Genomic DNA, 25,860 nt, shown 5'->3' with positions numbered 1-25,860 from the left:
CACCGGCGGGTGACGGCGGGGCTGCGACGCGCCGCAGCCGTCACAGCCGTCGCGGGCGTCCCGGATCAGGACGCGCTGGCGCCCCGGGCGACGAGGTGCCGCAGCTTGCCGAGCGCCGTCCGCACCAGGGGGGCGGCGTGCGGTTCGTCGTGGTCGTCCGGCTCGTGCCAGGCGCCCGGCAGCGGGATATCCAGCGCGGCGCCGCGACGGGCCAACGGCTGGCGGAGCGGTTGGGCGAAGTCGACGCCGCCGTGCACCTCCACGGTCACGCCGTCCAGCCGCACCCGCTCCGCCAGCTGCGCGACGACCCACTCGCCCCAGGCGCTGCGGTAGCCGGCGGACTGGTCGCCTATCTGGACGTCGAACGGGCCGACCACGTCACCGGCGTCGAGCAGGCCGTGCTTGGCGCTGAGCACGAACCACGGGAGCCGGGCGCGGACGGCGGCGTCGCGGGCGCGGGCGAAGCCGGGGCTGGCGAAGAGACGGGCGACCGGGACCGGCTCGGTCGCCGTCGCGCCGGAGGAGCCGATCAGGACCAGCCGCGCGCCGACGTCGGCCGACTCGCCGGGGCGCACCTCGCGGTGGCGGACGTAGCGGCCGCGGTCGACGCGGTGCAGCAGCGGTGCCCGGCCCGACGGCGGGTGCCCGGCGTTGCCGGTGGCGAGCTGGATGTGCGTCGCGATCGAGGAGACCCCCACGTCGGGCCGGCGGGCGCTGACCCAGTTGATGAGGGCGGCACGGCTGAACGGCTCGGGCAGCGTGGCCGCGCCCTCGGCGATCAGCTCCCAGATCGTGGGCAGCCCCGCGGTGCTCATCCGGGGACGCTAACGCCGTCCCGTCGCCCGTGGACCCGGTCCGGGCGCAGAACCGCACCATCGGTGGACACCCGTTCCGATACCGCGCGGATCGGCAGATCTCGCCCGGACCGCACCGGTCGCGGCGCCCGGGTCTGTGATCCGGGGCAACGAACCGGCCCACGGGTCACACGAGTCCCATCCGTCGGGGAGCATGGGAGGACCGATCGTTCCCCTCCGGTAGACAGGTGACATGGAGAGCACTGCCGACATCCAGGTGGGCGACGCCGTCGCCCCGCGGGCGGCGGTCTCCATCGAGATCACGTCGACGCCCGTCCTCAGCTACGCCTTGGCGCACAACCGGGTGCCGGTGGTGTCGCGGCTGGCGATCACCAACCTCGGCGGCCCGGTGCGCGCCGCCACGGTGCGGCTGGGGGTCCGCGACGCCGAGGGCCCGATCGCGCAGACCGTCGAACTGCTCGCCGACCTCGACGAGGGCCGGACGACGGTGCTCACCGACCTCGGCCTGGTCATGGACCCGGCGGCGATGCTGCACGTCGAGGAGCAGCGGCCCGGCGTCATCGACGTCGAGGTGCTCTCCGACGGCGAGGTCCTGGGCGAGAGCAGCCGCGTCGTCCAGGTGCTCGCGGCCCAGCAGTGGCTGGCCACTCCCCTGCCCCTGGCGCTGGAGATGCTCGCCGCGCACGTCATGCCCAACCACCCCGCGGTCACCGCGGTGGTGTCGGAGGCCGCGGACCTCCTCGAGCAGCGGACCGGGCGCGGGTCGATCCAGGGCTACGCCGACGGGCCGGAGCGGGTCGACGAGATCGTCGCCGCGATCGCCGCCGCGCTGCAGCGGCGCGGCATCCGCTACAGCGAGCCGCCGCTGAGCTGGTCCGACCTCGGCCAGCAGGTGCGCTCGCCGGGCGACGTCCTCACCTGGCGCGTGGGCACCCCGCTGGACCTCGTCGTCCTCATGGCCGCCGCCCTGGAGCAGGCCGGCGTCCGGCCGCTGCTGTGGCTGGCCGACGGGCACGCGTTCCTCGGGTACTGGCGGGAGGAGCGGTCGGCCGAGTCGGCCGCGACCACCGACGCCGCCCCGCTGGTCAACCTCGTCGACCTCGGGCTGATCGGCCTGGTCGAGACGATCCTGCTCACCAGCACCGGCGAGCTCGCCGCCGACCTGCACACCCCCGCCTACAGCGACTGGCTGTCCGGCGAGCTGGACCGGGTCCTCGGCGTCACCGACGTGCACCGGGCGCGCAAGGACGGCATCTTCCCGCTGCCGGCCCGGGCCCGCGACGAGGACGGCGTCCTGCAGGTCGTCGAGTACCGGCCGGCGCTGCACAGCGCGCCCGCCAAGCCCGCGCCGCCCGCCCCGGCGCCGTCGTCGAAGCCCGAGCCGCCGCCGCGGGTGCAGCAGTGGAAGAACGCGCTGCTCGACCTCAGCCTGCGCAACCGGCTGATCAACTACACCGAGCGCTCCGGCCTCGCGCTGACCATCCCCGGCTCGGCGCTGGGCGTCCTGGAGAACTTCGTCCACGACGGGACGCCGATCACCTTGCTGCCGGGCGACCAGTTGGCCGCCGTCCAGGCCGAGCGCGGCATCACGACTGCCCGCGAGCTGCCGGCCGACCAGCTGACCGAGCTGCTGGTCGAGCGGCGCGAGGTGCACGCCGACGTCACCAGCGGCGGCTACCTGCCCAAGCTGCGCAACCTCGCCTACAAGGCGAAGACGGTGCTCGAGGAGACCGGCGCGAACAACCTCTACCTGGCGCTGGGCAGCCTGGTGTGGGAGCTCGACGGGCGGCCGCTGCGCTCGCCGCTGGTGCTCATCCCCGTCGTGCTGGCGCCGCTGGGCCGCACCGGCTCCTACCGGCTCTCGCTCGACGAGTCCGGGTCGAGCACGCCGAACTACTGCCTGCTGGAGAAGCTGCGCCAGCTGCACGGACTGACCGTCCCGACGCTCACCGAGGCGGTCGACGGCACGCTCGACCTCGACGCCGCCTTCGAGGCGATGCGGTCGGCGCTCGTCGGCCACGGGCTGCCCTACCGGGTCGAGTCGACCGCCGACCTCGCGATCCTGCAGTTCGCGAAGTTCCGGCTGTGGAAGGACCTCGACGAGCACTGGGCGGACTTCACCGACAACCCGCTGGTGCACCACCTCGTGCACGAGCCGACCGAGGCGTTCGAGGACCCGGCCCGCGACACCGGCCCCTACGTCGACCTCGACGAGCTCGCCGCCGAGCTCCCCGCGCCCGCGGACGCCTCGCAGCTGCGGGCGATCGCCGAGGCCACCGCAGGGCGCACGTTCGTGCTGGAGGGCCCGCCCGGGACGGGCAAGTCGCAGACCATCACCAACCTGCTGACGCGCGCGGTCGCCGAGGGCAAGCGGGTGCTGTTCGTCGCCGAGAAGCGGGCCGCCCTGGACGTCGTCGCCCGCCGGCTGGACGCGGTCGGCATGGGCATGTTCGCCCTCGACCTGCACGACAAGGGCTCGCGCGCCTCGATGGTGCGGGCGCAGATCCGCCTGGCGCTGGAGCACGCCGTCTCCGTCGACGAGCAGGGCCTGGCCGCCGACGGCGAGTCGCTGCGCTCGGCCCGCCGCCTGCTGGCCCGCTACGCCGACCGGCTGCACGAGCAGAACGCCGTCGGGCTGTCGTTGTACACGGCCCGGACCTCGGAGCTCGCGGCCGGCACCGACGTCGAGCCGCTGCCGGTGCCGCTGCCCTTCGCGGCCAACGCGCCGGCGGAGGTACTGCGCTCGGTGCGGGTCGAGCTCGCGCTGCTGCCCGACATCGCCGACCTGACCCGCCCCTCGCCCCGGCACCCGTGGGCGTTCGTCGACTCCCCCGAGATCGACCTCCCCGCCACCCAGGCCGCGGCCGCCGCGGTCGACGCCGCCGTCCGCGAGGTCCAGGCCGTGCCCGAGCTGGGCGGCGTGCTGCGCCGGACGTCGACGGCCGAGGAGCTGGACGCGCTGGTACACGTCCTCAGCGGCCCGCCGGTCGGCCTCGACGTCCTCGACGAGACGTTCGGCGCGTTCTGGACGGCGGCGACGTCGGCCGTGCTCGGCGAGATCGCCGCCTTCACCGCGTTCCGCCACCCGGGCCTCGACGTCTGCACGCCCGAGGTGCTGCGGCTGCCGCTGGCCGAGATCTACGTGGCCGCGCAGACCGCGGCGGCGTCGTCCTGGTGGGGACGGCGGCGCAAGCTGATCGCCGTCCGCGACCACCTGGCGCCCTACCTGCGCCCCGACGCCAAGGTGCGGCCGAAGGACGTCCCGGCGATCGTCGAGAACCTGTGGCGGGTGCAGACCGCCGTGCAGGCGATCGCGACCCGCGCCGAGTCGATCTCCGGGCTGTCGGTACCCGAGGGCTGGAACCCGTTCACCGACGGCGACCTGCTGGCCCGCCAGGTCGACTGGCTGCGCGCCGCGGGCGCGGCGGTCGACGGCTCGTCGCTCTTCCACGTGCAGCTGCGCAAGCTGATCGTCGCCGGCGTCCCCGCCGGCCCGGCCGCGGCCACGGCGGTCGGGCACCTGCGGGACGCCGTCCGGCAGCTGATCGCGGCGTGCCGCACCAGCTCCGACCAGCTGGCCCGGTGGGCCGGCGAGGACGGCCTCGTCCTGCGCTGGTCGATGACCCGCCCCGAGCGCGGCGGTGACGGCTCGGTGCTCATGTCGCTGCGCCGCTGGGTCTCCTTCCTCGACACCCTCGAGCCGCTGCGCTTCGCCGGCCTGTTCGACGCCCGGGCGCTGCTGCTCACCGGGGCGATCAAGGCCGACGACGCGGTGCGCGCGTTCGACCGCGGGCTGGCGATGGCGTCGGTGTCCGAGCGGCTCGACGCGACCGGGCTCGACATGTTCGACGCGGGCGCGCACGAGAAGTCGATCCGCCGGTTCACCCGCGCCTCGCGGTCGGTGCGCGACCACCTGACGACGGCGCTCCCGGCCCGCGTCCTGGCCGCCCGCCCCTTCGACGCGGCCTCGGGATCGGGGCAGGTCGGCGCGCTGCAGCGCGAGCTGGCCAAGCAGCGGCGCGGGCTCGGTGTCCGCCAGCTGCTTGCCACCTACGGCGAGCTGATCACCCAGGTCATGCCGTGCGTGCTGGTGTCGCCGGACTCGGTGGCCCGCTTCTTCCCGGCCGCCTCCAACCAGTTCGACCTGGTGGTCTTCGACGAGGCGTCGCAGATCCGGGTGGCCGACGCGGTCGGTGCGCTGGGCCGGGCTCGCGCGGCCGTGGTGGTCGGCGACTCGAAGCAGATGCCGCCGACGTCCTTCGCGGAGCCGTCGTCGGTGTCCGACGACGCCGCCGACCTGGCCGAGACCGCGGTCGAGGACGAGGAGTCGATCCTCTCCGAGTGCGTTCAGGCGCGGGTTCCCCGGCAGTGGCTGTCATGGCACTACCGCAGCCAGGACGAGTCGCTGATCGCGTTCTCCAACGCCCAGTACTACGGCAACCGGCTGTCGTCGTTCCCGGCGCCGACGCACGGGCGGCCCTCGTCCGAGCCCGACGGCCGCGGCGTCGCGCTGGTGCGGGTGCCGGGCACCTTCCACCGCTCGGGTGCCGGCCGGCTGCTGCGCACCAACCCGATCGAGGCCAAGGCGATCGTCGCCGAGATCCGCCGGCGGTTCGACGCGGTGCCCAAGTGGGACGGCGTGGACGCGGTGCCCTCGATCGGCGTCGTGACGTTCAACGCCCAGCAGCGCGCCTACATCGAGGGGCTGCTCCGGGACGCCGACGACGAGCGGCTGGCCGCGGCCCTGGACCGCACCGACGGCGAGGGCCTGTTCGTGAAGAACCTGGAGAACGTGCAGGGCGACGAGCGCGACGTCGTCTTCTTCTCCACCGGCTTCTCCCCCAACGCCAAGGGCGAGCTGCCGCTGAACTTCGGCCCGCTGAACCGGGTGGGTGGGGAGCGCCGGCTCAACGTCGCGGTCACCCGTGCGCGGCGGCAGGTCGTCGTCTTCTCGTCGTTCGACCCGGAGCAGCTGCGGGCGGAGGAGACGTCGTCGGTCGGCATCAAGCACCTGCGCGCCTACCTCGACATGGCGGCGCAGGGCACCGACGTCCTCCCCCGCGACGCGCGCTCGACCGCCGTCGTCGACCGGCACCGGGAGGAGATCGCGGCGGCGCTGCGCGAGCGCGGGCTCGTGGTGCGCACCGACGTCGGGCTGTCGGAGTTCAAGGTCGACCTCGCCGTCGCGCGAGCCTCCGACCCCGAGACGCCGCTGATGGCCGTGCTGCTGGACGGCCCGGCGTGGGCCCGCCGCGGCACGGTCGGCGACCGGGACGGCCTGCCGGTCGAGGTGCTCGGCGACATGCTGCGCTGGCCGGTGGTCGAGCGGGTGTGGCTGCCGTCGTGGCTGGCCTCGCGCGACGCGGTGCTCGAGCGGCTGGTGGAGGCGGTCGACGCGATCCCGTCGGAGCCGGTGGCCGAGCCGATCCAGCTGCCGACGGCGGCCCAGGAGTCGTTCAAGGGCGTGGCCGCGCTGCGCTCGTCGGTGACCGCGTCGGTCGCCGTCCCGGCCGCGCCGAAGCCGGCCAAGGCGGCTGCCCCTCGCAAGCCGTCGGCCCCGGCGGCGATGGACGGCGAGACGCCGTTCGTGCCGTGGCTGCCCAAGCCGGCCGGTGAGAAGACGGTGCTCGACGAGCTGCCGGCGTCGAAGGCCGCCCGCCCGGTGCGCCGCGTGATGACGGCCGGGGTGAAGGCCGAGGGGCCGATCCACGTCGACCGGCTGGCGAAGCTGACCGTGAACGCGTTCGGGCTGAACCGGGCGTCGGAGGGGCGGAAGAACACGCTGCTGTCGCTGCTGCCGCCGTCCGCGGTGGTGGGCGACTACCTGTGGCCCGAGGGCGTCACGCCGGACACCTACGAGGGCTTCCGCCGGCAGACGTCGAGCACCGACCGGCCGATCGACCACGTCGCGCCGGAGGAGATCGGCAACGCGATGGTGGCGCTGTGCCGGGCGAGCGCCGGGATGATGGCCGACGAGCTGCTGACGCAGACGGCGGCGATCTTCGGCTACAAGCGGCGCACGCCGGCCATCACGCCTGCGCTCGAGGCGGCGCTGAAGCTGGCCCTGCACCGCGGCAAGCTCACCGAGCAGCCGTCGGGCCTCCTCACCGTCTGACGCGCTGTCGCGGCCCGCCCGGCGCTGACTGGGGAGAGACCATGGCGGCATCCGCCGGTGTTTGGTCACTGCTCCCAGTCGCGGACTCCTAGCCGTGCCAGCATGGTCGGACTGCTACCACGGTCGGGCCGCAACACCACGCGCCTGGCCAAGCACGGATGACGGAAGGACCGGCGTGTCAGCCGATCTTGTTGCACATGACATCGATCGACTCGTCGCAACCCAGGCAGCCTCGGACGAGGTTCGCCGGAAGCTGGGGTCCTGGGACGCTCGCGCACTGTTCGAGGACCTCCGGCGGCGTAGCGCTGTCGACGAGGGGCTCGCTGCCGAGCAGGCGGCGGCGTCTTACAGACACCCGAACGGCTTCACCAAGGTCCGATTGTTGCACTCGCCAGGCGCATGGGCCCTCCGGCTCCATATCTGGCGTGCAGCCCCCGGCGGCGAGTTCAACGACATCCACGACCATTGCGGCCCCTTCGCCTCTCGCGTACTGGTCGGGAATCTGAGCGACGAGGTCTTCACCGTCGAGGAGTCCTCGACCGCGACCCCGCACGTCGAGCTTCGGGACGAACTCGTGGGAGGTGTTCATCGCCTGACCCCGGTTGGAAAGGGCGGCCTAGTACCAAGCGCCGTACGCCACTACGCGAGCGGTGAAACGTACTGGATGGACGCCGACACACTTCACCGCTCCGCACCTGTGCCACCCTTCCCAGCGATGACACTTGTTGTGGAATGGCCCCGATCCAAATCAATCTCTCGAGTCTTCCGCACCGGTCGTCGACCACAGCACGAAGTGGTTCCGACCGCCGGCTCGCCCGCCCTCGTCCGGGAAGCGCTCGACGAAGTGATCGAACATGGCGTCTAGCGGCTTGGCGTCCCGCATTCAGAAGACGAAGGTCGCGCTGGAGATCGTCCTATTCGCCGGCAGCACCGTCGCGCTCGCCGCACTCTCGGAGAACGGGTTGTGGTGGTGGTTCGGGGTGGTGGCAGTGGTGTGCGCATCCCTGTTCGCGGTGCTGCGCGTCGCTGAATCCGGCCCGGGCATCCGCACGCTGCAGGAACTCGAGCGCCGCCAGACCGAGCTCGTACGACGGCTGACGGCGTGCGGTGTGGTGCGCTGGTTCGACATGCAGGACGTCGATCAGGTGAACGAGCGCAATGACATTTGTCGACAGATCGTGGACAGAGGGACTTCGTTCGCCCTGTCGGGGAGCACCGGAGCCTCCTACGTGGATCCGGCGACGCACCGGCACTGGCCGAACGTAAAACGCAGGCTGGACTCCGGCGCCACGTTTCGTCTGCTGCTCACCGATCCGTTCTCCGACTCCAAGAAGCTGCGCAACCGCCTGAACGGTGTCCGCACGCTCCTGGACCCTAAACTGGACCTCGCCAACGTCATCCGTCTCACGCAGCGCTACTCGAATTTCGAGGTGCGTCTCACGACCGAGGTGTACTGCTCGGTCTTCTACTCGGACCACGAGATGATCTACGACCCTTACCACCTGGGGGCCGTAGGGGATCGACTCGAGAACGTGTTCTTTGCGCTTCAGCTGAGCCCGACGCACGGTCGCGCCGGGCCCTCCTACTTCGACCAGCTCAGGAGCCACTTCGAGTTCCTCTGGCGCGAAGGACAGACACTGCACGATTTCGTGGCGCAGCACCGAGAAGACCTGGCTCCCTTCCTGGACCCCTCAGGAGACCTGGCCTGAGCGATCCGCCGTTCCCGCCTGGGCAAAGGAGCTGCGCGGTTCCGGAGGCACGTGTTGACTGCACCGGCTGCGCAGCACCCCTGACCGCATTCGAGCGAGAGAAAGGACGATGGAGAAGATCAACGGACGCCTGCTGAACTGGGCATCGATCCTGGAGGACACCACCCGGGAGCAGGCCGAGCGCACCGCGTCGATGCCGTTCATCCGCCCGCACCTGGCGCTGATGCCCGACGCCCACCTGGGCAAGGGCGCGACCGTCGGCTCGGTCATCCCGACCGACGGCGCGATCATCCCCGCCGCCGTGGGGGTCGACATCGGCTGCGGGATGATCGCCGTCCGCACGCAGTTCACGGCCGACGACATGGCCGGCCGCGACCTCGACGTGCTGCACGCGCAGATCTCGCGGTCGATCCCGCTGTCGGCCGGCAACCGGAACCAGAAGATCCGGGCGAGCGCCGAGCCGCGGATCGCCGAGCTGCGCGCGATGCCCGGAGCCGAGCAGGCCGACGCGGCCGCGGCGCACTGGCCGCAGCAGCTGGGTTCCCTGGGGTCGGGCAACCACTTCATCGAGGTGTCGCTGGACGAGGTCGACCGGGTGTGGCTGTTCCTGCACTCGGGCTCGCGGGGCGTGGGCAACCGCCTGGCGCAGAAGCACATCAAGGTCGCGCAGGAGCAATGCCGCAAGCGGTTCGTCGAGCTGCCCGACCGCGACCTGGCCTACCTGGTCGAGGGCGAGCCGGAGTTCGACGCCTACATCGAGGCGCTCCGCTGGGCGCAGCGGTTCGCCTACCTCAACCGCGAGGAGATGATGGACCGCTGCGTCGACCAGCTGGGCCGGTTCCTCGGGACCGAGGTCGAGCGCACCGAGACGGTGAACTGCCACCACAACTACACCGAGCGCGAGACGCACTTCGGGCGTGAGGTGTGGCTGTCGCGGAAGGGCGCGATCTCGGCACGGGAGGGCCAGCTCGGCCTGATCCCCGGGTCGATGGGCGCGGCGTCCTACGTCGTCGTCGGCAAGGGGAACGTGCCGTCGCTGATGTCCTCGCCGCACGGCGCGGGCCGGAACCACTCGCGGTCGGCGGCACGACGGCTGTTCAGCCGGGCGGACCTGGACGCCCGGATGACCGGAATCGCGTGGGGGCACTCGGACGCGTTCCTCGACGAGCACCCCGACGCGTACAAGCCGATCGACCAGGTCATGGCCGACGCCGCCGACCTGGTGGAGGTGCGGCACACGCTGCGCCAGATCGTCAACGTCAAGGGCGACTGACCGCCGGGCCGGCGTTCCGCAGGAACGCCGGCCCGCGCGGGCTCAGCCCTGCCACGGCGGGGCGACGCCCCAGCCCCAGCGCGGGACCGGCGCGGAGGGCACGACGGCCGCGCCGGGCCGGGAGTTCGCGACGGCAAGCCGCGTGCCCCACTCGATGTAGCTCACGAAGGCGGCGCGGAACTCCGGGTCGTCGGGCAGCTCCGCGGCGTCGGCGGCATCCATCAGCAGCGACACCCACCTCCGGCGCTGCGCCTCGGTGATGCCCTTCCCCAGGTGGTGGGCCAACATCGCCGGGTAGCCACCCCGTTCGCGGGTGTACCGATCCGGTCCGCCGAACACCTCGGCCAGCCACAGAGCCACGTGCCGCGGGTGGTCGGCGTCCATGTGCGCGAACAGCGGGCCGATCAGGTCGTCGGCGTGCACGCGTTCGTAGAACAGCCGGGTCAGCCGCTCGAGGGCGGGCAGCCCGCCGGCCCAGTCGTACAGCGACGGCACCGAACCGCCGGCACCGACCACCGGCGTGACCTCGTAGTGCCGCATCTCCTCGATGTCGCCGACGTACGGGCGGATCGCCGCGAGGAACTCGGGGAAGAGCTCGCCACCGCGGAAGCCCTGCAGGTGGTCCTGCGCCGACGTCCACCGGATGCGCAGCACGTGGCATGCCGGCTCGTCCGCGCTGCGGCTGAGCTCGTAGTCGACGCACTGCGGCGCTCGCGCGAGCACCTCGGCGGCCCGGGCGTAGTCGGCGACGAACACCTCACGGCGCTCCTCGTCGATCCGGTAGCGGATGTACTCGACGATCATCGGGCCCCCTGGTCCGTCGGACGCGCGGGCGACACGCTCGCACAGCCGGACCGGCGGGTCCAGGCACTTCGCTCAGCCGACGGTGACCGAGCCGGTTACCGTGGGGACCAGCTCGACCCACGTGGTGCCGGGGGCGAGCAGGATCGGCTGGCCGGCCGCGTCGGTGAGGACGACGGGGGCGTCGATCGACGCCTTCGACCAGCTGGCCCCGACCGTCGCGCCGCCGCTGGCGACGAGCGCCTCCCCTGACCCGACCATCTGGGTCTCGGGCACCGGGTTGCCCGCCGGGTCGGTGAAGCGGGTGTTGACTACCTGCACCCGCAGCACGACGACGTTGGCCGCCCGCAGCGGCGTGCCGTCGGACTCGGTGGCCGGCGTGCTGCCCTCGGCGCGCAGCCAGGCGGCGGCCGGCGCGCTCCACGTCCACGACGGACGGCTCGCCCCGGACAGCTTCAGGTTCACCACGCCGGTCGGGACACCGGTCGCGGTCGCCGTCGGCCGCTGCTCCGGCGTCGCGAAGGTGAACTGCGGGGCGGGCGGGGCCATGTGCGCGGGGTCGGCCTGGCCGAGGAAGACGTTCGGGTCGGCGTAGACGTTGTGGGGCGCGTAGCGGGTGTTGAGCCGGTAGAACCCCGCGGCGCCGGCGTCCTGGCTGATGACCTGCACCCCGGCGGCGGCGATCGCGTCCACGAAGGGACGCTGCCCGCCGGAGAACGCCAGCAGGCCGTGCAGCGGGGCGACGATCGCGGCGTCCATCGGCCGGACCGACCGCACCGGCCCGATCTGCCCGGGGATGGTCGAGTGGTAGACGGCGACGAAGCGGGTGATCCCGCCCTCCACGACCTCTTCCCACACCATGTCCGCGGAGTTCAGACCGGTCTGCGGGCGGGAGTCCACCGAGTTCTCGATCTTCAATGCCAGGGCCGGGCGAGCGGGCACCGGACCACTCTCCACGCCGGTCAGCGGCCAGTAGACCGGCGGCGGGGGCGGAGGTGGCGGTGGGGTCGTGGTCGTCGGGGCGGCCGCGGGCTCGGCCACCGGCTTCGCGCCGCAAGCGACCACGACACCCACCAGCAGGGCGACCACGAGCACCTGGGCCGCGCGCCGACGTCCGCGGGAACGCGCGCGCGTCTTCCGGGCAGAGCCGTCCACGGGGCACCTCCCTCCGCCGAGCGGCGGAGGTCCCGGTCGGCGCCCCAGCCGATGACGTCATCGGCGGTCCGGCGACCGAGAGGTACCGCTGCCGCAGCGAGATGGTGCTCCGATCCGGCCCGGAACGGTCAGGTTCGCGCGATGCCGAGCAGGGTGACGTCGTCGGTGGCCGGCGGGTCCAGGTCGGTCAGCACCGAGTCCAGCAGCTCCTGCGGGTCGGCAGGCGCGGCGGCGGCGGCCGAACGCAGCCGCTCCAGGCCCGCGGCCATGCCCTCCCGGCCGCGTTCCACGAGGCCGTCGCTGAACAGCAGCAGCCGGTCGTCGGCCGCCAGGTGCAGCCGCGTCTCGCGGTATCCCGCGGCGTCGAGCAGGCCGAGCGCCGGACCGCGGGCCGCGGTCAGGTAGTCGGCGCCGGTGGCGGTGGCGTGCAGCACCGGGAGGTGCCCGGCGTTGGCGACGACGACCTCGCCGGTCGCCGGGTCGAGATCGACGACCACGGCCGTCGCCATCTCCCCCGGCAGCAGCGCGGCGATCACCTGGTTCAGCCCGTCCAGCGCGACGCCCGGCCCGGACGCCCGCAGCAGGTGAGCGCGCAGGGCGTGCCGGAGCTGGGCGGTGATCGCGGCGGCGGCCAGCCCGTGGCCGGCGACGTCCCCGAGCACGATCGAGATCCGCCCGCCGGGCAGCGGCACGAGGTCGTACCAGTCACCGCCGACGACGTCCTGCGCGCTGGGCAGGTAGCGGGCGGCCAGGTCGAACCCGGCGACCTTCGGCAGCTCCTCGAGCAGCAACGTGCGCTGCAGCGCGGTGACCAGCCGGTTGTCCTCCGCGGCCCGGCTCAGCGCCGCGTCGGTGAGGTCGGCGGCGAGCGTGCGCGCGGCCTCGACCTCGTGCGGCCGCCACGGCTGCGCGGTCTCGCGCACCGTCTCGCTCCAGGCGTCGAACGACCGGCGCGGGCTCAGCCGGGGCCCGGCGTCGGTCTGCGCCGTCTTCGACGTGTACGGGTTGCCGCCCCAGGTGACCTCGCGGATCGTCTCGGGCCGGAACCACGCGAGGAAGTCGTCACGCCCACCCGGCACCTCGACGGCGAGCACGCCGCTGGCGACGTCCGCGAGGTCGGCGGCCTCGGGCAGGACCCGGCTGACCGCATCGGTCACCGGCGCCCCCGCCGCGAGCAGCGCGCGCACGAGGGGCTCGACGCGGTCGGCGGGCGGCGTCGTCCCGAGCAGCCGCAGCTGGCCGTCGACGCGGACGGCGGCCCCGGCAGCGGGCACGAGGTCCAGCGCCGTCACGTCGCCGTCGGACAGGGCGGCGGCCAGCTCCCGCGGGGTCCGGCCGACGACAGCCGCGAGCTGGGCCTGCCGGTGCGCCACCTCGACGACGCCGGACTGCTCCCCCGCCGCGACCTTCGTGGGCAGCAGCAGCGAGGCGGTGCGACCGAGGAACTCGGCGGCGACGCGGTCGGCGTAGGACGGGCGGTGCGGGCCGGCGTAGTGGTGGCACGCGATGAGGCCCCACAGCTCGCCGTCGTCGATCAGCGAGATCGACATCGACGAGACGACGCCCATGTTGGCCAGGTACTCCAGGTGCACCGGGGAGACGCTCCGCAGCATCGCGCCGGACAGGTCGAGCGGACGGCCGTCGACCGCCGGCGGCTCCAGGGGGACGCGCTGGTAGCCGGCGTCGGGGATGAGCCGCATCCAGTTGGTGGCGTAGAGCGCGCGGGCCTGGGGCGGGATGTCGCTGGCCGGGTAGCGCAGGCCGAGGAAGGGCTCGAGGTCGTCGCGGCGGGCCTCGGCGATGACCTCGCCGTTCCACTCCGCGTCGAAGCGGTAGACCATCACCCGGTCGAATCCGGTGAGCGCGCGGACGTCGCGCGCGAGGACGTCGGTGAGCTCGTCCAGGGTTCCCGTCGCGGAGAGCCGCTGCAGCACGGTGGGCAGGCGGCGGTGCCAGGCGACGCCGGCCTGCTCGGCGCCGGCGACCGGCTCCCACTCGGTGACCAGCAGGCCGTCGGCGCGGTGCAGCACGAGGTCGACGTCGTCGAGCACGCGGAGCGGGTTGGCCTCCGCGAGGTCGCCGGCCAGAGCGTCCCGCAGGCGGGCGGCGTCGTCCGGACCCAGCAGCTCGTCGAGGGAGGCGCCGGCCACCGGCCTGCCGAACAGCTCGGCGGCGTTCGCGGACGAGACGACGACGGCCAGGTCGGGCTCGGTCACCGCCAGCAGGACGCCGTGCGGCTGGATCGCGCCCGGGATCGCGATGGGCTCGTCGGCGCAGCGCAGCAGCGCCTCCTCGCTGACGCCGACCGGTTCGGTGGTGGTCACCGGCGCGACGTCACGTGCGGGCGTCCCGGTCGCCGAACCCGATCTGGGCCACCGACTCCACGAGTGGGACCACGGCCCCGAGCTCGAGCAGGTCGATGGTCAGCCGCACCGGTCCGTTCTCGTGCGGCACGACCACGTGCAGGGCGACCCCCTGCGCGGCGGCGACCCGTGCGATGCGGACCAGCTGCCGGGCGCCGGAGGAATCCATGAAGTAGGTGTCGGTCAGGTCGACGACGAGCGAGGACGGCGCACCGGCGAGCTGCGCGTCGACGGCGGCGCCGAGCTCGGGGGCCGTCGCGAGGTCCAGCTCACCCCGTACCGTGAGCGCCGGACGCCCCGCGAGGGTCGTCCGCTCCACGTCGAACAGCACGAAACGGCTCCCTCGTCAGCGACTGACTGCTCCGATGAGGGTACGGGCAACGAGGTGAAGGAGGTGAGCCGCCGGTGAACGTCGCGTTCAGCGTCCGTCTTCCGGTGGACGCGCAGAGCGTCCCGCTGGTACGCGGACTGGTCCGGCAGGCCCTGCAGTACCTCGGTGTCGTGGCCTCGGGGATCGACGAGATCCTGCTCGCGCTGTCCGAGGCGTGCGCCAACGTCGTCCAGCACGCCGGCGAGCACGAGGAGTACCAGGTCGACGTCACCATCGACTACCACGTCTGCCGGATCACGGTGCTCGACCACGGCGAGGGCTTCGACGTGGAGGCGGCCGCCGCGACGCGGCCCGGCTCCCCGCTCGACGGCGGACGCGGGCTGGTCCTCATGCAGGCGCTGGTCGACCGGCTCGACTTCGCGCACACCGAGGACGGCCGGCACGGCGTCCACCTGGAGAAGCAGCTGGTCACCTCCCCGCGGCTGCGCCTGCTGCCGACCTGACCTAGCCGCTGGCGTTGGCCGGGCGGGCGGCGACCAGCTCGCCGAGCGCCTGCCCCCAGCGGCGGGCCCGGTCCTCCTCGCCGTCGGCGAGCGGCCCCTTGGTGTCGACGACGAAGAAGTGCTCGGCCGGCGCCGCGAGGGTGGCGCCGAGCCCGCGGAGCAGCTTCTCCTCCGATTTCGCGGCGTGGTCGAGCTTGGTGATCAGCTTCGGGTGGTCCATCCGCGTGTCGAAGGCGGCCGCGTTGATGACGCGCGGCAGCTGCACGCGGTCGAGCCACTCGTGCAGTCCGTAGTGCGTGTCGGGGATGTCGGCGCCCTGGTCCCTGACCGCGCCCTCGCGGGTGGCCTGACGCGGCATGCCGAAGGCGTGGTTGGGCCCGCCCACGACGAGCATCCGGACGTCGCCGGACACCTGGATCGGTGCGTCGCGGGCCGAGGCGACGTCCACCGGGAGGCGGCTCGCCAGGCCTTCGGCGATCGCCATGGCGATCGCCTTCGCGTCGCCGAACACCGACTCGTAGACGACCAGGGCTCGGGCCATGGCTCGCTCACCGCCTCGCGACCGGGGGTCCGACGGTAGAGCCGGAGCCCCCTCCGTGGGGCGGTTCGCGTCCTCAGGAGACGACGTCGGCCGGCTCGTCCTCCAGACGGCGGGCGGAGCGGGTGATCGCCCAGCCGAAGAGGGCCGCGATCGGGAACATCAGCACGCCGTAGACCGCCGCCGGGACGGCGAGCCCGACGCTGCCGAGCACGCTGACCGCCACCGCGATGGCCAGCGTGCTGTTGTGCACGCCGATCTCGAACGCGCTGGCGATGGCCTGGCGGTGGGTGACGCCGAGGGCCCGCGGCACGAGGAAGCCGAGGGTCAGGCTGAGCACGCAGAAGACGACGGCGGGCAGGCCGACGGCGCGCACGTAGTCGATGACGTTGTCCCGCTCGGCCACCATCGTGCCGACGATCACCAGGGCCAGGACGACGGCGGACGCGATGCGCACCGGCTTGTCCATGCGGTCGGCGAAGGCAGCGGACCGGGCCCGCACGAACATGCCGATGGCCACGGGGATCAGCACGACGGCGAACACCTGCACGGTCTTGCCGAACTGCAGGCCGAGCTCGCCGGCGGCCGGCGGGTCGAACCAGTCGATCGCCAGGTTGGTGACCAGCGGCAGCGTCACGACGGCGAGCAGCGAGTTGACCGCGGTCAGGCTGATGTTCAGCGCGACGTCGCCGCGGAACAGGTGGCTGAACAGGTTCGCCGTCGTCCCGCCGGGCGAGGCCGCGAGCAGCAGCAGGCCGACGGCGAGCAGCGGCTCGAGGTCGAACAGCAGCACCAGGCCGAAGCACAGGGCGGGCAGGACGACGAGCTGCAGCACCAGCGCGATGACCACCGCCTTGGGCTGCCGGCCGATGCGGGCGAAGTCGCCGACGGTCAGCGCCAGCCCGAGGCCGAACATGACGACGGCGAGGGCGAGCGGCAGGGCGACGCTGGTCAGCGCGGAGTCCATGGGGTGCATCCTGGTGGGACCCGGGTCACATCGCGAGCAGGTCCACCCGGCGGAGTGGCGGGGCGGCGCGGCGACGTCGTCCGCCGTCGTCTTGGATGGCTCGCGTGAGCGCCTCCTTCCCCGCCGACGTCGAGGACGCCGGCCGCCGGTTGGCCGGGGTGGCCGAGCGGACGCCGCTGCAGCGCAACGCCCGGCTGTCCGCGCTGACCGGCGCCGACGTGTGGCTCAAGCGGGAGGACCTGCAGGTCGGCCGCTCGTACAAGATCCGCGGCGCCTACAACACGATCAGCCGGCTCTCCGCGGCCGACCGCGCGGCCGGCGTCGTGTGCGCGAGCGCGGGCAACCACGGGCAGGGCGTCGCCTACGCGTGCCGGGCGCTGCAGGTGCGCGGCCGGGTGTTCGTGCCGGGGACGACACCGCGGCAGAAGCGGGAGCGGATCGCCTCGCTGGGCGGCGACATGGTGGAGCTCGTGGTCACCGGCGACTCCTACGACGAGGCGGCGGCCGCCGCGGACGCCTCGGCGCGGATGACCGGCGCGACGCTGGTGCCGGCGTTCGACGCGCTCTCCACGGTGACCGGCCAGGCGACCGTCGCCGCGGAGGTCCTCGAGCAGCTGGGGACGGCGCCGGAGGTCGTCGTCCTGCCCGTCGGCGGGGGCGGCCTGATGGCCGGGTGCGGGACCTGGCTGCGCGCGGTGGCCCCGTCGACGCGGCTGGTCGGGGTCGAGCCGGCGGGTGCGGCCAGCATGGCGGCGGCGCTGGCCGCCGGGGAGCCGGTGGACCTGCCGGAGATCGACACCTTCGTCGACGGCGCGGCGGTCCGCCGGGCGGGGGCGGTGACGTTCCCGCTGGTTCGCGACTCGGGTGCCGAGCTGCTCGCCGTCCCGGAGGGGCAGATCTGCACCGAGATGCTCGAGCTGTACCAGACCGACGGGATCATCGCCGAGCCCGCGGGCGCGCTGGCGACGGCCGCGCTGAGCGGCGGGCTGGTGACCGTCGAGCCGGGCCAGACGGTGGTCTGCCTGCTGTCGGGCGGCAACAACGACGTCAGCCGGTACGCCGAGGTGGTCGAGCGCTCGCTGGTGCACCGCGGGCTCAAGCACTACTTCCTGGTCGAGTTCCCGCAGGAGCCCGGGGCGCTGCGCCGGTTCCTCGACGAGGTGCTCGGCCCGGACGACGACATCGTGCTGTTCGAGTACGTGAAGCGGGACAACCGCGAGACGGGAGCGGCGCTCACCGGCATCGAGCTCGGGTCGGCCGACGGGCTGGGCGGGCTGCTCGCGCGCATCGAGGCGAGCCCGCTGCGCATCCAGCACGTCGCCCCGGGGACGACGGCCTACCGGTTCCTCGTCTGAGGTCGGCGCGTCGAGAGTGCAGTTGTGGTCGCCCGCGCCGGCGTGTCCCCGCGTGTCGAGGACCGCAACTGCCTTCTCGGCCTAGACCCAGACGGGCGGGGGCGGGACGTCGCCGCTGAGGCCCGCGCGCTCGCCGCGGGTCAGCCAGGCGGCGATCGCTGACACCGGGCCCTCGATCAGCGTCTCGCCGCTCCCCCACGTCCGGTCGACGTCGGTGGCGCGGATCGTCACCTCCGGCGCCTGGCCGCGGCTGGTGAACAGCCCGAGCACGTCGTCGACGAGGGCGGCGCAGTAGCCGGAGGGGAGGTCGGGGAAGGCGAGGTCAGCGCGGAGGTCGGTGCCGTGCACCCAGACCTCCTTGGCGCGCATCCACGGGACCAGCGCGGCCGGCACCGTCGCACCCTGGCCGTTGCGGACCTCGACGTCCCACGCCTCGTCCGGCATCCCGTCGGCCTCCTGCGCCAGCCGGCGGGCGGCCGCCGCGAAGTAGCCGCGCAGCTCGTCGGCCGGCAGGGCCGCGGTCTGCTCGATGGCGGCGTCGCGCGCCTCGCGGGACGGGTACATCGGCGTCTCGACGCCGGTCTGCGCCCAGGTGAGCAGGTTGACCAGCGCGTCGGCGTTCCGGGCGAGGTGCGCGACGACGTGCGCCCGCGACCACCCGGGCAGCGCCGAGTCGGCGCGCAGGTCCTCGTCGCTGAGCTGCTCGACGATGCGGGCCACGGCCCGCTCGCCGTCGATCCACCACTGCCTCTGCTGCTCGGTCACCGGGCGAACCTAGCGCCCGGAATCGAGACCCCATCGACACGTTCCTGAGCTAGGTTCTTGCCCGCCATGGCCCCCGACCCCGACTCCCCCGCCGTCCGGGTGTCGGTGCTCGGGCCACTGCAGGTGACGGTCGGCGGCGTCCCCACCCAGCTCGGCGGGCCGCGGCAGCGCTCGGTGCTCGCCCGGCTCGCGGTGGCGGGCGGGCACGTCGTCTCGACCGACCGGGTCATCGACGACCTGTGGGAGGGCGAGCCGCCACCCAAGGCGCTGGCCTCGTTGCAGGTGCACGTGTCGCACCTGCGGCGGGCGCTGGAGCCCGAGCGCCGCACCCGCTCGGCGGCGTCGGTGCTCGTCAGCCGACCGCCCGGCTACGCGCTCGAGCTGCCGCGCGAGGCGGTGGACGCGTGGCGGTTCGAGGATCTCCTCACCAAGGCCCAGGCCGCCACCGACCCGGCCGGGCGGCGCGAGCTGCTCGACGAGGCGCTCGCCTGCTGGGCGGGACCGGCCTACGCGGAGGTCGCCGACACCTCGTGGGCCGCTCCGGAGGTCGCGCGCCTCGACGAGCTGCGTCTGGTGGCCCGCGAGAGCCGCGCGGAGACTGACCTCGAGCTCGGGCGGCCGGACGCCGCCGTCCCGGAGCTGGAGCGGCTGCTGCACGACCACCCGGGCCGGGAGCGGGCCGTCCGCCTGCTCGCCCTCGCGCTGTACCGGAGCGGGCGGCAGGGCGACGCGCTCGCCGCGCTCCGCCGGGCGCGCGCCTGGCTGGCCGACGAGCTGGGCGTCGACCCGAGCCGCGAGCTGCGCGAGCTCGAGGCCGCGCTGCTCGACCACGACCCGTCCCTCGATGCGGCAGCGGCCCCGGCCCCGGCACCCGCCGCTCCCCCGGCGGCCGCACCGCCCGCCGAGGTCGGCCGCACCGCCGAGCTCGACCAGCTGCTGGCCATCGCGTCAGGTTCCGGCGTCCGGGTCGTCTGGATCGACGGCGAGGCCGGCGCGGGCAAGACCACGCTCGTCGACGCCACCGCGACGGCGCTCCGCCAGCAGGGCTGGGACGTCGCCTGGGGCCGCTGCCCCGAGGTGGAGGGCGCTCCTCCGGCGTGGCCGTGGCACGAGGTGCTCGGCGAGCTGCCCGAGGCCGAGAGCGCCTTCTGGCTGGCCCGCGCCGCCGCCGAGCGGCTGTCGGAGCGGGCGCAGGAACACCCGCTGCTCGTCGTCCTCGACGACGTCCACCGTGCCGACGGGCTCACCCTCCAACTGCTCCGCCAGGTGGTCGGCGAGCTGTCCGGCGCCCCGGTGCTGCTGCTCGCCACCTTCCGCCCGACCGAGGACAGCGACGCCCTTGCCGCCACCCGCGCCGCGCTCACCACCGCCAGCGCCGCACACCTCTCGCTCACCGGGCTCGACGACGCCGGGGTCGCGCTCATCGCCCGCGACTCCGGGCTCGACCCGACCGACGACGTCGTCGCGCTGCTGCGCGAGCGCACCGGCGGCAACCCGCTGTTCGTCCGCGAGCTGACCCGGCTGATCGTCTCCGAGGGCACCGCGGCCGGGCGGACGACGGTGCCGGCCGGCGTGCGCGAGGTGCTCCGGCGCCGCGTCGAGCGGCTCCCCGCGCCCGCGGTCACCACGCTCCGGCAGGCGGCGGTCCTCGGCCGCGACGTGGACGTCGACCTGCTGGCCGCCGTCGCCGGGCGGGACGCCGACGAGCTGCTCGACGCCCTGGAGACCGCGGTGCTGGCCGGGCTGCTCGACGAGCCGGCGCCCGGTCAGGTGCGGTTCAGCCACGCACTGGTGCGCGACACCCTCTACGAGGATCTGCCGCTCATGCGCCGAGCCCGGGTGCACTCGGCCGCGCTGCAGGCGCTGCGCGAGCGGGGTGCCGACGCGACCGCGCTCGCCCACCACGCGGTGGCCGCCGCCAGTCCGGCCACCGCCGCCGACGCCGTCCCGTACGTGATCGCCGCGGCACGTGAGGCCGAGCAGCTGGGCGCCCACGCCGACGCCGCCCGCCAGTGGTCCACCGCACTGCGGCTGCACGACATGGCCGGGCCGCGGTCCGGCGGTGACGAGGCGTTGCTCGCGCTGCTCCTGCCGTCGATCTCCGCGCACGCCCGCAGCGGCAACGCCGTCGTCGCCCGGGAGCAGCAGCGCCTGGCCGTGCGGGCCGCCGCCCGGCTGGGCCGGCGGGACCTGCATGTCGCGGCGCTGGCCGAGTGGGATGCCCCGCTGGTGTGGACCGTCCGCGACGACGGCGCCCAGGACCCCGAGCTGCTCGACCCGCTGGTCGAGCTGCTGGAGACGCCCGCGGGCGAAGGTCTGCCCGACGACGTTCGCGCCCGCCTGTTCGTCGCGCTGTTCCGCGAGGTGGAGGGCGTGGACGACGCACGCAGCGAGCGGGCGTCGTCCGAGGCGCTCCGGCTGGCCCGACGCACCGACGACCGGCGGCTGCTGTGCGCCGCGCTCAACGCCCGCGCCTACGCCGCGCTCGGGCCCGACCTCGCGGATCAGCGGGAGGAGCTCGCCGACGAGCTGTGCGCGGTCGCGACCGCCGCTGGCGCCACCGACCACCAGGCGGTCGCGCACTGGCTGCTGTTCCTCGCCGCGTCCGCGCGCACCGACCTCGTCGAGTCGCGGCGGCAGGGCGATCAGGCGCTGGCGCTGTCCGGCAGCGGCCAGCTCGGGCACGTGCTGGGCGCCCTGGGCATCCACTCAGGGGCGCTGCTGGTGCTGGCCGGCCGGGTCGACGAGGGGCTCGCCCGCTACGAGCAGATCGCCCAGCGGCTGGTCGAGACCGGGCAGACCAACGGCGGGCTCATGGCGATGATCGGCCGGTTCGTCGCCGGGTTCGCCCGCGGCGACCTGACCCCGAGCGTGGCCGACTTCGAGTGGCTGGACAGCGTCATGCCCGGGGCGCTCGGTGACGCCGTCGCGCTGACCTTCCTCGACGCCGGGCGGGAGGACGACGCCCGCCGCGTGTGGGCGAACCGCCGTCCCATCGCCCGCGACTACTACTGGCTGGTGACCACCACCCTGCGGGCGCACGCCGCCGTCCGGCTGGGCGACATCGACACCGCCGTCGCCGCCCGCGAGGAGCTGCTGCCGTGGGCCGGCCGGATCGCCGGATTGGACTCCGGCACCCTCGTGCTCGGCCCGGTCGACGACGCGCTCGCCGAGGTGGCGGAGCTGACCGGCGACACCGAGGCAGCCGAGCTTCACCGGGCGGGCGCGGCGGAGACGCGGAAGCACCTCGCGGAGCAGCTCGCCGCCCTCGGCCTCTAGGCCGTCATGAAGCCGCTCTCGTAGGCGGCGATGACCGCCTGAGTCCGGTCCCGCGCTCCGAGCTTGAGCAGCACGCTGCTGACGTGCGTCTTCACTGTCTCGCGGCTGAGGAACAGCTCGGTGGCGATCTCGGCGTTGGACAGCCCGCCGGCGACCAGCCGCAGCACGTCGGCCTCGCGCCCGGTCAGCACCGGCAGGGCGGCGTGACCCCGTGCGCGGGACGGCGCGTGCGCGGCGATCAGCCGGCGGGTCAGATCGGGCAGCACCAGCGACGTCCCGCGCGCGACGACCCGGATCGCGTCGACCAGCTCGTCGGGGTCCGAGCGCTTCAGCGCGAAGCCGCTGGCGCCGGCCTGCAGCGAGCGGAACAGGTAGTCGTCGTCCTCGAAGGTGGTGAGCACCAGCACTTGCGGCCGCTCCGGGTTGCGGGCGACCAGCTCGCGGGTGGCCGCGATGCCGTCCATGTCGGGCATGCGCACGTCCATCAGGACGACGTCCGGGTCGGTGTCCGCGGCCACTTTCACCGCCTCGCGCCCGGTGCCGGCGTCGCCGACCACGGTCAGGTCGGGCTCGCTCTCCAGGATCACCCGCAGGCCGGAGCGCACGAGTACGTCGTCGTCGACCAGCAGCAGCCGCAGCGTCACGCGGCGCCCGCCAGCGGGAGGGTCGCGCACAGCTCGAACCCGCCCGACGGCGTCGGCTCGGCGCTCAGCGTGCCGCCGGCGGCGGCCGCCCGCTCGCGCAGGCCGGCCAGACCCCGACCGCCGCCCGGGCCGGGACGGCTCTCCAGCGAGGACGCCCGCTCGTTGCACACGCGGACGACCAGGGTGTCCCCGCTGCGCACCACCTGCGCGACGGTCAGCGGGGTGCCGGCGTGCCGCAGCACGTTCGTCGTCCCCTCCTGGACCACCCGGTAGGCGAGCTCCTGCACTCCCGCGGGCACGTCGTCGACGTCGCCGTCGACGACCAGGGCCACCGGCAGGCCGCCGTCCCGGAGACCGGAGAGCAGCTCCTCTAGGTCGGCGAGCGAGGGGGCCGCGAACGGGGCGGGGTCACGGCCGTCGTCCTCGGCTCGCAGCACGGTGAGCACCCGGTCGAGCTCGGCGAGGGCGGTGCGGGTGTTGGTCTCGATGTGCTCGAGCGCCTGGCGGGCGAAGTCCGGCTGCAGCGGCCTGCCCTCGGGCGGGGTGAGGGTGCGGCGGGCGGCGGTGGCCTGCAGGAGGCTGGCGGTCAGCGCGTGGCCGATGGTGTCGTGCAGGTCGCGGGCCAGCCGGTTGCGGTCGGCCAGCCGGCGGCCGCTGTGCTGCAGCGCGGCGATCTGCTGCTCGGGCGAGGCGCCGAGCAGGCGGGGCGCCACGGCCGCCGCCAGCCGCACCAGCAGCTCGAGCACCACCAGGGTCAGGACGACGTCGCTGGCCATGAGCGCCAGCAGCGGGAGCGCGGTGAGCGCGTTCCAGTCGGCGCCCCAGCCGAGGTAGGCGAACCCCATGCCGCCGAAGAACAGGGTGGTCAGCGTCGCCGCTCCCATGAGCACCCGCGCGCCGAGCCAGCCCACCGCCCGCCAGGTACCGGACGACTGCACGAGCCGCCGCACCCTGCGGATGACGCCCGGCTGGTGCCGGACGCGCTCGCCGACGGGGATGTCGACGCCGAGCAGGATGCCGGCCAGCTGGCGCTCCACCCCGGCGAAGCCGCGGATGACCGCGAGCACGAGCAGGATCAGCAGCAGCCCGATGCCGTAGATGACGGCGAACACCGAGCCGAACAGGGCGAAGTAGAGGGCCAGGCTCAGCACACCGACCGGCACGCTGGCCAGCGCGTAGATGGCGCGGCCGGGCCAGCCGGGGCGGGCGGCGACGAGCAGCTCCCGCGCTCGGGCGGCGAGCTCGGGCCCGGAGTGCGGGAACGTCGGAAAGGGCACGAACCGATCCTGACCGACTGACGGGGCGGGCGGTTCCCCCGTGCGGGCACTCCTGCCCTCCCCCACGCGGGGGACCGAAGTGGGCGCTGCGGGGTGATCCGCGGGGGTCCGCTCCCCCGACAGGCTCCGTGCCATGACTCCATCCCTCCGCCGGCGGCTCGCATGATCGAGGTCCGCGGGCTGACGAAGCAGTACGGCGCGGTGCGCGCCGTCGACGACCTGACCTTCGACGTGGCGCCCGGCAAGGTGACCGGCTTCCTCGGTCCGAACGGCGCCGGCAAGTCCACCACGATGCGCATGATCCTGGGCCTCGACCGGCCGACGGCGGGCCGCGCGCTGGTGGCCGGGCGGCCGTTCGCGTCGCTCGGCGAGCCGCTGCGGGCGGCGGGAGCGCTGCTCGACGCGCAGGCCGTGCATCCCGGGCGCAGCGGCCGCGACCACCTGCGGGTGGCCGCCCGCACGCACGGCCTCCCGGTGCGGCGGGTCGACGAGGTGATCGACCAGGTCGGCCTCGGCCCGGCCGCGCGGCGCCGGGTGAAGGGCTACTCGCTGGGCATGCGGCAGCGGCTCGGCATCGCGACCGCGCTGCTCGGCGACCCCGCCGTCCTGCTGTTCGACGAGCCGATGAACGGGCTCGACCTGGACGGCGTCCGCTGGATCCGGCGGCTGGTGCGCGAGCTGGCCGACGAGGGCCGGACGGTGCTGCTGTCGAGCCACCTCATGAGCGAGATGGAGCAGACCGCCGACCACCTGGTGATCATCGGCCGCGGCCGGCTGATCGCCGACGCGCCGATCGCCGAGGTGCTCGCCGGTACCGGCGCCGCCCGGAAGGTCCGGGTGCGGACGCCGTCCGTCGACGACCTCGCCGGCGCGCTGCTGCGCCGGAAGCTGCGGGTGCACCCCACCGACGACGGCGACCTGCTGGTCGAGGGCGCGTCGGCCGAGACGGTCGGCGACGTCGCCCTCGAGGTGGGCGCGGCGGTGCACCGCCTCGCCGAGGAGCACACCTCGCTCGAGCAGGTCTACCTCGACCTGACTGGCGACAGCGTCCAGTACAAGGTCTCGGGCGAGAAGGAGCTGGTGCGGTCATGACCGCGATCGCCGTCCAGGAGCCGGGCACGGTCCCGGTGTTCACGCGCGCGGCGTCCGCCGAGTGGCTGCGGCTACGCACGGTCCGGACGACGTGGTGGTGCCTGCTGGCCGCCGCGGTCGCGGTGCTCGGCATCGGGGTGCTCACCGCCCTCGACGAGGCGGAGATGGCGGAGGCGTCGGGGTCCGTGGCGTCGGCGACCCTCGCCGGGGAGTACGGCGTGATGATCGGGCAGTTCGCGCTGCTCGTCCTCGTGCTGCTCGCGGTGACGCAGGAGTACGCCAGCGGGGCGATCGGCCCGACGCTGCAGTGGACGCCGCGCCGCGGGGTGCTGCTGGCCGCGCGGGTCGCCGTCCCGGTGGTGGTGGCGACCGTCGTCGGCGTGCTGCTCGCCGTGACCGCCGACGTCGTCGCCGCCCTGCTCGCGCCGTCGCTGACCTTCTCGGCCGGCGACCTCGTGGACAGCGTGGGCGGCGTCGCCGCTGTCCTGCTGGCCGGTGGGGCGCTGGCCGTGGGGCTGGGGCTGTTCCTGCGCAGCACGGCCGGTGCGCTGGCGGCGGTGTTCCTGCTGCAGCTCGTGCTGCCCGCGATGCTGCCGGCGTTCGGGGTGCAGTGGATGGCCGACCTTGGTGAGCTCCTGCCGGGCTCGGCGGCGATCTGGACGCTGCTCGGCGAGCCGGAGATGAGCGCCGGCCAGGCGACGACGCTGCTGGTCGGCTGGTCCGGAGCCGCGCTCGCGGTGGGCGGCTGGTCGCTGCTCCGCCGGGACGCCGGATAGCCGGTGGGGGGGGGGGGGGGGGGGGGGGGGGGGGGGGGGGGGGGGGGGGGGGGGCGGGCCGCGCGGCGCGGCGGCGGGCGCGCGGGGGGGGGGGCCCGCGCC

General features: G+C 74.3%; 19 protein-coding genes. 9 read left to right on the top strand and 10 right to left on the bottom strand.

Features of this window, described 5'->3' with window-relative positions; genetic code table 11:
- Positions 1-65: 65 nt before the first annotated feature.
- Complete coding sequence (locus ACI78T_RS13975) at positions 66-815, bottom strand: DUF6884 domain-containing protein (protein WP_456558713.1); 750 nt, start codon at positions 813-815, stop codon at positions 66-68.
- A gap of 232 nt (positions 816-1,047) precedes the next feature.
- On the opposite strand from ACI78T_RS13975, the gene ACI78T_RS13970 reads away from it, so the two are divergent.
- The 4 genes from ACI78T_RS13970 to ACI78T_RS13955 all read left to right on the top strand — a co-directional run bounded on the left by ACI78T_RS13970 (position 1,048) and on the right by ACI78T_RS13955 (position 9,912).
- The gene (locus ACI78T_RS13970; RefSeq protein WP_456558712.1) at positions 1,048-6,930 is read left to right on the top strand and encodes a DUF4011 domain-containing protein; all 5,883 of its coding nucleotides are present in this window, start codon (positions 1,048-1,050) and stop codon (positions 6,928-6,930) included.
- Positions 6,931-7,105: 175 nt separating this feature from the next.
- The gene (locus tag ACI78T_RS13965) at positions 7,106-7,795 is read left to right on the top strand and encodes a hypothetical protein (protein WP_456558711.1); all 690 of its coding nucleotides are present in this window, start codon (positions 7,106-7,108) and stop codon (positions 7,793-7,795) included.
- Positions 7,785-8,639 (top strand): hypothetical protein, encoded by an 855-nt coding sequence (locus tag ACI78T_RS13960; protein ID WP_456558710.1) that lies wholly within the window; start codon positions 7,785-7,787, stop codon positions 8,637-8,639. Before ACI78T_RS13965 ends, ACI78T_RS13960 begins: the two co-directional genes overlap by 11 nt.
- A gap of 109 nt (positions 8,640-8,748) precedes the next feature.
- Positions 8,749-9,912: an RtcB family protein gene (locus ACI78T_RS13955; RefSeq protein ID WP_456558709.1), complete on the top strand. Its 1,164-nt coding sequence runs from the start codon at positions 8,749-8,751 to the stop codon at positions 9,910-9,912.
- 42 nt (positions 9,913-9,954) lie between these two features.
- Here the strand turns inward: ACI78T_RS13955 and ACI78T_RS13950 are convergent, their stop codons facing one another.
- From ACI78T_RS13950 to ACI78T_RS13935, 4 genes are all read right to left on the bottom strand, one after another.
- On the bottom strand, positions 9,955-10,716 hold the full coding sequence (locus tag ACI78T_RS13950; protein WP_456558708.1) for a globin domain-containing protein: 762 nt from the start codon (positions 10,714-10,716) through the stop codon (positions 9,955-9,957).
- 72 nt (positions 10,717-10,788) lie between these two features.
- The gene (locus ACI78T_RS13945) at positions 10,789-11,868 is read right to left on the bottom strand and encodes a DUF3048 domain-containing protein (RefSeq protein WP_456558707.1); all 1,080 of its coding nucleotides are present in this window, start codon (positions 11,866-11,868) and stop codon (positions 10,789-10,791) included.
- A 128-nt stretch (positions 11,869-11,996) separates the two neighbouring features.
- On the bottom strand, positions 11,997-14,192 hold the full coding sequence (locus ACI78T_RS13940; RefSeq protein ID WP_456558706.1) for a SpoIIE family protein phosphatase: 2,196 nt from the start codon (positions 14,190-14,192) through the stop codon (positions 11,997-11,999).
- Positions 14,193-14,202: 10 nt separating this feature from the next.
- On the bottom strand, positions 14,203-14,562 hold the full coding sequence (locus ACI78T_RS13935) for an STAS domain-containing protein (RefSeq protein ID WP_456558705.1): 360 nt from the start codon (positions 14,560-14,562) through the stop codon (positions 14,203-14,205).
- Between the two features lie 104 nt (positions 14,563-14,666).
- On the opposite strand from ACI78T_RS13935, the gene ACI78T_RS13930 reads away from it, so the two are divergent.
- A complete protein-coding gene (locus ACI78T_RS13930) occupies positions 14,667-15,065 on the top strand; it encodes an ATP-binding protein (RefSeq protein ID WP_456558704.1) in 399 nt (132 codons plus the stop codon).
- Between the two features lies 1 nt (position 15,066).
- On the opposite strand, the gene ACI78T_RS13925 is transcribed toward ACI78T_RS13930, so the two are convergent.
- Both ACI78T_RS13925 and ACI78T_RS13920 read right to left on the bottom strand, forming a co-directional pair.
- On the bottom strand, positions 15,067-15,606 hold the full coding sequence (locus tag ACI78T_RS13925) for a hypothetical protein (protein WP_456558703.1): 540 nt from the start codon (positions 15,604-15,606) through the stop codon (positions 15,067-15,069).
- 73 nt (positions 15,607-15,679) lie between these two features.
- Positions 15,680-16,570 carry a bile acid:sodium symporter family protein gene (locus ACI78T_RS13920; protein WP_456558702.1) on the bottom strand — a complete coding sequence of 297 codons (891 nt, stop codon included), beginning with the start codon at positions 16,568-16,570 and terminating at the stop codon, positions 15,680-15,682.
- A 104-nt stretch (positions 16,571-16,674) separates the two neighbouring features.
- Here ACI78T_RS13920 and ilvA point away from each other — a divergent pair, with 104 nt between their 5' ends.
- A complete protein-coding gene (gene ilvA / locus ACI78T_RS13915; RefSeq protein WP_456558701.1) occupies positions 16,675-17,925 on the top strand; it encodes a threonine ammonia-lyase IlvA in 1,251 nt (416 codons plus the stop codon).
- An 81-nt stretch (positions 17,926-18,006) separates the two neighbouring features.
- Here ilvA and ACI78T_RS13910 read toward each other — a convergent pair whose 3' ends face one another.
- Positions 18,007-18,690, bottom strand: a complete 684-nt coding sequence (locus ACI78T_RS13910) for a maleylpyruvate isomerase family mycothiol-dependent enzyme (RefSeq protein WP_456558700.1) — start codon at positions 18,688-18,690, stop codon at positions 18,007-18,009.
- Between the two features lie 66 nt (positions 18,691-18,756).
- Here ACI78T_RS13910 and ACI78T_RS13905 point away from each other — a divergent pair, with 66 nt between their 5' ends.
- Positions 18,757-21,969, top strand: a complete 3,213-nt coding sequence (locus tag ACI78T_RS13905; protein ID WP_456558699.1) for a BTAD domain-containing putative transcriptional regulator — start codon at positions 18,757-18,759, stop codon at positions 21,967-21,969.
- Here ACI78T_RS13905 and ACI78T_RS13900 read toward each other — a convergent pair.
- Complete coding sequence (locus ACI78T_RS13900; RefSeq protein WP_456558698.1) at positions 21,966-22,613, bottom strand: response regulator; 648 nt, start codon at positions 22,611-22,613, stop codon at positions 21,966-21,968. The genes ACI78T_RS13905 and ACI78T_RS13900 overlap by 4 nt on opposite strands.
- Complete coding sequence (locus ACI78T_RS13895) at positions 22,610-23,890, bottom strand: sensor domain-containing protein (protein ID WP_456558697.1); 1,281 nt, start codon at positions 23,888-23,890, stop codon at positions 22,610-22,612. Before ACI78T_RS13895 ends, ACI78T_RS13900 begins: the two co-directional genes overlap by 4 nt.
- A gap of 162 nt (positions 23,891-24,052) precedes the next feature.
- On the opposite strand from ACI78T_RS13895, the gene ACI78T_RS13890 reads away from it, so the two are divergent.
- Positions 24,053-24,982, top strand: a complete 930-nt coding sequence (locus tag ACI78T_RS13890; RefSeq protein ID WP_456558696.1) for an ABC transporter ATP-binding protein — start codon at positions 24,053-24,055, stop codon at positions 24,980-24,982.
- On the top strand, positions 24,979-25,758 hold the full coding sequence (locus ACI78T_RS13885; RefSeq protein WP_456558695.1) for a hypothetical protein: 780 nt from the start codon (positions 24,979-24,981) through the stop codon (positions 25,756-25,758). Before ACI78T_RS13890 ends, ACI78T_RS13885 begins: the two co-directional genes overlap by 4 nt.
- Positions 25,759-25,860: the final 102 nt, after the last annotated feature.

It is taken from the genome of Blastococcus sp. SYSU D00922, from assembly GCF_054050495.1.
This window is presented reverse-complemented; position numbering and strand designations above follow the sequence as displayed.